The organism is Mesorhizobium sp. M7A.F.Ca.MR.245.00.0.0, from assembly GCF_003997415.1.
Taxonomy (GTDB): domain Bacteria; phylum Pseudomonadota; class Alphaproteobacteria; order Rhizobiales; family Rhizobiaceae; genus Mesorhizobium.
The window spans coordinates 1-4,992 of the sequence record NZ_RZTE01000035.1; the positions used below are offsets into that span (position 1 = coordinate 1).

6 protein-coding genes and 2 tRNA genes are annotated in these 4,992 nt (G+C 62.9%); 3 read left to right on the top strand and 5 right to left on the bottom strand.

Annotated features, from left to right (window positions below; translation table 11 throughout):
- Positions 1 to 373 precede the first annotated feature (373 nt).
- On the top strand, positions 374 to 1,261 hold the full coding sequence (locus tag EOB80_RS26320; RefSeq protein ID WP_127330728.1) for a DMT family transporter: 888 nt from the start codon (positions 374 to 376) through the stop codon (positions 1,259 to 1,261).
- A 118-nt stretch (positions 1,262 to 1,379) separates the two neighbouring features.
- Here the strand turns inward: EOB80_RS26320 and EOB80_RS26325 are convergent, their stop codons facing one another.
- The gene (locus EOB80_RS26325; RefSeq protein ID WP_013531402.1) at positions 1,380 to 1,637 is read right to left on the bottom strand and encodes a GlsB/YeaQ/YmgE family stress response membrane protein; all 258 of its coding nucleotides are present in this window, start codon (positions 1,635 to 1,637) and stop codon (positions 1,380 to 1,382) included.
- Positions 1,638 to 1,768: 131 nt separating this feature from the next.
- Here EOB80_RS26325 and EOB80_RS26330 point away from each other — a divergent pair, with 131 nt between their 5' ends.
- The gene (locus EOB80_RS26330; protein ID WP_127330730.1) at positions 1,769 to 2,233 is read left to right on the top strand and encodes a YidB family protein; all 465 of its coding nucleotides are present in this window, start codon (positions 1,769 to 1,771) and stop codon (positions 2,231 to 2,233) included.
- Between the two features lie 78 nt (positions 2,234 to 2,311).
- On the opposite strand, the gene EOB80_RS26335 is transcribed toward EOB80_RS26330, so the two are convergent.
- Positions 2,312 to 2,385: transfer RNA gene (locus tag EOB80_RS26335), tRNA-Gly, on the bottom strand.
- 89 nt (positions 2,386 to 2,474) lie between these two features.
- Positions 2,475 to 2,559, bottom strand: a tRNA-Tyr gene (locus EOB80_RS26340).
- A 198-nt stretch (positions 2,560 to 2,757) separates the two neighbouring features.
- Between EOB80_RS26340 and rlmB the strand changes: the two genes are divergently transcribed.
- Positions 2,758 to 3,609, top strand: coding sequence for a 23S rRNA (guanosine(2251)-2'-O)-methyltransferase RlmB (gene rlmB, locus EOB80_RS26345; protein ID WP_127330732.1), 852 nt, complete (start codon positions 2,758 to 2,760; stop codon positions 3,607 to 3,609).
- Between the two features lie 95 nt (positions 3,610 to 3,704).
- Here the strand turns inward: rlmB and EOB80_RS26350 are convergent, their stop codons facing one another.
- Positions 3,705 to 4,589 carry a 2-hydroxy-3-oxopropionate reductase gene (locus EOB80_RS26350; RefSeq protein ID WP_127330734.1) on the bottom strand — a complete coding sequence of 295 codons (885 nt, stop codon included), beginning with the start codon at positions 4,587 to 4,589 and terminating at the stop codon, positions 3,705 to 3,707.
- 227 nt (positions 4,590 to 4,816) lie between these two features.
- Positions 4,817 to 4,992 (bottom strand): TIM barrel protein (locus tag EOB80_RS35545; RefSeq protein ID WP_245466448.1); only part of this gene is annotated, 176 nt, incomplete at its 5' end.

Genomic DNA, 4,992 nt, shown 5'->3' on the forward strand with positions numbered 1-4,992 from the left:
CGTGGCCAATCGTGCCGATGTTCACGTGAGGCTTGTTACGCTCGAATTTACCTTTTGCCATTGTCTCTTTCCTTGGACGGCCCGGATCTTCAGTTCGGTCGAAGGCCTTCAGTTCAGTCGAATGCGGGGCGATTAGCGACAAAGGCCAAAAAACACAAGCGTCTTTTGGCCGGGTGCCGTCTCACTCAGTCCGAACCATCGATCCGATTGCGGGATATGACGCTGATATAGGAAGGCTCCGGGCAAAATGAAATGGGCAGCGGGCCGACAGATCGAGGCGGCGAAAGCGCTGGCGTGCTTGCCCGGCCCTGTCTGAATCATGGCCAGGCCATGGACCATTGCCGCCACCACCCGCCTCTGATCTTGTGGCCGGATGCATTTCATCCCTGCCTCTATCCGCGGCCCGCTGTTCATGATCGTCTCGACGGGGTCGTATCTCGTCAACGACACGATGATGAAGCTCGCGACGGCAGGCCTGCCGTCCTACGAAGTGTTGTTTCTGCGCGGTGCCGCGGCAGCCCTCTGGGGCTTCCCGCTGTTGTTCGCGCTGGGCTACGGCAAGCAGATCCCGCTGATCTTCGACAAGCGCGTCCTGAGCCGGAACATGCTCGAGCTGGCGGCGATCCTTTGCTATGTGGTCGCGCTCGCCAACATGCAGATCGCCGATTCCACCGCGCTCGGCCAGATCACGCCGCTCTTGATGCTGGTCGGCTCCTCGATCCTGTTTGGCGAGCGGATCGGCGGCCGGCGCATGGCGCTGATCGGGCTCGGCTTCGTCGGAGCGCTGATGGTGGCGCAGCCGACCATGCAAGGCATTTCGGTCTACGCCTTGCTGGCGCTCGGCAATGCCACATTTGCGGCGGCGCGCGACCTTGCCGGCCGGCGGGTCGCGGCCGAGGTGCCGGGGATGATCGTGGCGATTTCCGCCGTCGTGGTGGTGCTGATCGGCGCCGGCGCCGCGCATCTGGTTTCCGAGCGCTGGGTCATGCCCGGGGCACATCACCTGCTGCTGATGGCGGGGGCTGGATTTTTCCTGATCTTCGGCCATTTCTTCATCTTCATGGCCTATCGCATCGGACCGACCAGCGCCGTGGCGCCGTTCTACTATTGCTTCACCGTCTGGGCGGTCATTTCGGGCCTGCTGGTGTTCGGGCAGTTCCCCAACGCGTTGGCCATTTGCGGCATTCTGCTGGTCGTCGGCAGCGGGCTGACCATCGTCTCGCTGGATCAGCGTCAGCGCCGGCTGGCCGTCGTCGCCTAGCCTCGTTTCATTGCTGCTTTTCGCCGCCCCGATGCCATAGGCAAGCCACTGCTGAGCATACCGGCCTCAAGCCGGTCTTGCCTTCAGAAACTCGAAACCTCAGACGATCGGCAGGCGCCTAAAGCGTCCGCCTTGCGCTGAACTGATGGTAGGCCCACAGAACGACCACCGCGCCGATGACGGCAACGATCAGGCTGTAGATGTTGAGGCCGGTGACGCCTGACGCGCCGAAGGCACTGAAGATCAGACCGCCGACAATGGCGCCGACGATGCCAAGCACGATGTCCATGATGACACCCTGGCCGGTCTTGTTGACGATCTTGCTGCCTATGAAGCCGGCGACCACGCCGAGAATGATCCAGCTGATGATACCCATTTTTCCTCTCCATCCCCTCGCCAGCCGAACATTTTCATAGGATTGTCAAAACCTCAAGCCAGCTTGAAATTCCGCCCGAATGCTTCATTGTTGAGGAGGGGTCGGGCCTTGGTCGCTATGGAGGATCCACTATGGGACTTTTTGACAATGCCGTTCCCGGCGGCAACATCACCAAACCCCTGATGATCGCGCTCGGCGCATTGCTGGTCGGCAAGATGCTGAGCGGCAGAAGTGCCGAAGCGCCAGAACAGTCTCCCGCGCCCGCTCCGACCGCCCCCGTCTCGACGGAAACCACATCCGCCGATGGTGGCCTGGCTGGCGGCTTGGGCGGCCTGCTCGACAAGCTCAGAAATGCCGGCCACGGCAATGCCGCCGACTCCTGGGTCGGCACCGGGCAGAACCAGCCGATCAACGCCAACGATCTTGGCGCCGCGATCGGACCGCAGATCATTCGCGAGATCGCGCAACGGACCGGGCTGGACGAGCAGGAACTGCTCAAGCAACTGTCCACCGCCCTGCCCGGCATCGTCGACAGACTGACGCCGAACGGCCAGGTGCCGCAGCAGCACCAGGTCGCCACCGCGTTCAACAGCTGACGCGGCGCAGCCACGACAATTGGAGCACTGCGCGCCTCGTGCGCAGTGTTTCGATTTACTGGTGGTGGGATGAGCGTCTGGAGCGGGTAGCGGGAATCGAACCCGCATATTCAGCTTGGAAGGCTGCTGCTCTACCACTGAGCTATACCCGCGCCGTTCCTGAAGTACCGGATTCATCCGAAAAGCGCCATGCACTTTTCGGTCCGATTCTTGTTACGTTTCAGGGCTTCCGGGCCGGCAGTGGTGGAGAGGGTTGGATTCGAACCAACGTAAGCTAAGCTAACGGATTTACAGTCCGTCCCCTTTAACCACTCGGGCACCTCTCCAGTCTGCCGCCGGAGCCATGCAACGAGGCATTCACGCCGATCCGGACCCGAGTTATGTGTTCTCCGAAACCAGCGCAGCGCCTTATGGCGGCAAGCCCATTGGGTGTCAACCGCGCAACCATGGTTTTTCGTTTCTGTTCGCCGGCTGTAGTGACAGGCCATATCCTTGGCCGGAGGACACCGCTATAGAAGCCAGCCATGAGCGACAAAACCAACACCCCCAAAGACACCCACTACGCCAAGCTGCGCCGCGCCTATCGCGACGAGAAAAGCGGCGGCGCGCCGGCGTTCCGGCCTCGACAGCCGGTTCCGCCGGGCGAAAATGCCGCGGACGGGCTGGTGAGGCTCTACGGCCTGCATACGGTGCGCGCCGCACTCGACAATCCGCGCCGCAAGATCAGGAAGATGCTGGTGACGCGCAATGCGGTCGAGCGCCTCGAAATCGCCGATCTCGCCGCCCTGCCCTTCAAGACCGAACTGGTCGAACCCAGGGACATCGACAAGATCACCGGGTCGGATGCCGTGCATCAGGGTGTGCTGATCGAGGCCGAACCGCTGAAAGCCAAGCGGCTCGATGCGCTTGGCGACGCGAAGCTGGTGCTGGTGCTCGACCAGATCACCGACCCGCACAATGTCGGCGCCATCCTGCGCTCGGCGGTCGCCTTCGGCGCCGGCGCGCTGATCACCACGGCCCGCCACAGCCCGCAGGAATCGGGCGTGCTGGCGAAATCCGCTTCCGGCGCGCTGGAGCACATCGACCAGATCGAGGTGAAGAACCTCGCCGACGCGCTCGGTCAGTTACACGAGGCAGGCTTTCGCACCATCGGGCTTGATTCGGACGCGCCGGCCGAACTCGAAAAGAGCTTTGCCGGGGAAAAGATCGCCCTGGTGCTGGGCGCCGAAGGCAAGGGCCTGCGCCAGAAGACCCGCGAGACGGTCACGACGCTGGCGCGGCTCGACATGCCCGGCGCGATCCATTCGCTCAACGTGTCGAATGCCGCGGCGATCAGCCTTTACGTGGCGCGGAAGTTTTTAGCGAGTAGCGAGTAGCGAGTAGCGAGTAGCGAGTAGCGAGTAGCGAAAGTCGAATCCCGACTATCCGTGGCTGCAATCCCTATTCGCTATTCGCTACTCGCTACTCGCTCCTACCCCACCTCATGCCCCGCCATCCGCTCCAGCGCCCTGACCAGCGCCGAATGATCTTCCTTGGCGCCGCCATTGGCCGCGCAGGCATTGAACAGCTGCTGAGTCGTCGACGTGTTGGGCAAGGAAACGCCGAGCGCCTTCGCGCCCTCCAGCGCGAGGTTCAGATCCTTCTGGTGCAGTTCGATCCGAAAACCCGGCGCGAAGGTGCGCTTGACCATGCGCTCGCCATGCACTTCCAGAATGCGCGAAGCCGCCAGCCCGCCCATCAGCGCCTGCCTGACCTTGGCCGGATCGGCGCCGGCTTTCGAAGCAAAAACAAGCGCTTCGGCGACTGCTTCAATGGTCAGCGCGACGACGATCTGGTTGGCCACCTTGGTGGTCTGGCCAACCCCGTTCGGCCCGACCAGGGTGATGTTCTTGCCCATCTTCTCGAACACGGGTTTGGCGCGCTCGAATGGGGTTTCCTCGCCGCCGACCATGATGGTCAGCGACGCCGCCTTGGCGCCGACCTCGCCGCCCGAGACCGGCGCATCGAGATAGTCGCAGCCGAGATCGTTGATCTTCTTTGCGAACATTTTGGTCTCGATCGGCGAGATCGAGCTCATGTCGATGACCAGCTTGCCCTTGGCCAGGCCGGACGCGACGCCGTTGTCGCCGAACAGTACATCGGCCACCTGCGGCGTGTCGGGCACCATCAGGATGATGATGTCGGCAGCCTTGGCCACGGCGGCATGGCCGGTGACGGTCTTCAGCCCCTTGGCGACGAGATCGGCCGGCGGCTTGGAGCGATGGTCGCTGGTGACGACATGATAACCCGCGTCCAGCAGATGCCCCGCCATCGGTGCGCCCATGATGCCGAGGCCGATGAAGCCGATGGTTTCCATTGTGGTTCTCCGTCTCTTGTTAGGCCGTGTTCTGTCACGCCCCCCTCTGTCCTGCCGGACATCTCCCCCACGAGGGGGAGATTGGATGTCACCGCTGCCTTCGCCAATTTTCGAGCGTCAGAAAATCAAAGGCCGGCGCCGAAGCTGCCGATCTCCCCACCCGTGGGGGAGATGGCCGGCAGGCCAGAGGGGGGCGCGAAGGAACGCGACTTCGACTGCGATAGCCGCTACGCCGCGGCACTTCCCTGCCCGGCCAACTCCCTGAACCACCCTAACCCAGCCTCCGTCCCGGCCTTCGGCTTGTATTCCGCCCCGACCCAGCCGGCATAACCGATGCGGTCGATGTGCTCGTACAGGAAGGGAAAATTGATCTCGCCCGTCCCCGGCTCGTGACGGCCGGGAT

What these genes read in the sequence shown, in the direction of transcription:
- EOB80_RS26320 (WP_127330728.1), top strand. Translation starts at nt 374, where the DNA reads ATGCATTTCATCCCTGCCTCTATCCGCGGCCCGCTGTTCATGATCGTC.
- EOB80_RS26350 (WP_127330734.1), bottom strand. Translation starts at nt 4,589, where the DNA reads ATGGAAACCATCGGCTTCATCGGCCTCGGCATCATGGGCGCACCGATG.
- EOB80_RS26325 (WP_013531402.1), bottom strand. Translation starts at nt 1,637, where the DNA reads ATGGGTATCATCAGCTGGATCATTCTCGGCGTGGTCGCCGGCTTCATA.
- rlmB (WP_127330732.1), top strand. Translation starts at nt 2,758, where the DNA reads ATGAGCGACAAAACCAACACCCCCAAAGACACCCACTACGCCAAGCTG.
- EOB80_RS26330 (WP_127330730.1), top strand. Translation starts at nt 1,769, where the DNA reads ATGGGACTTTTTGACAATGCCGTTCCCGGCGGCAACATCACCAAACCC.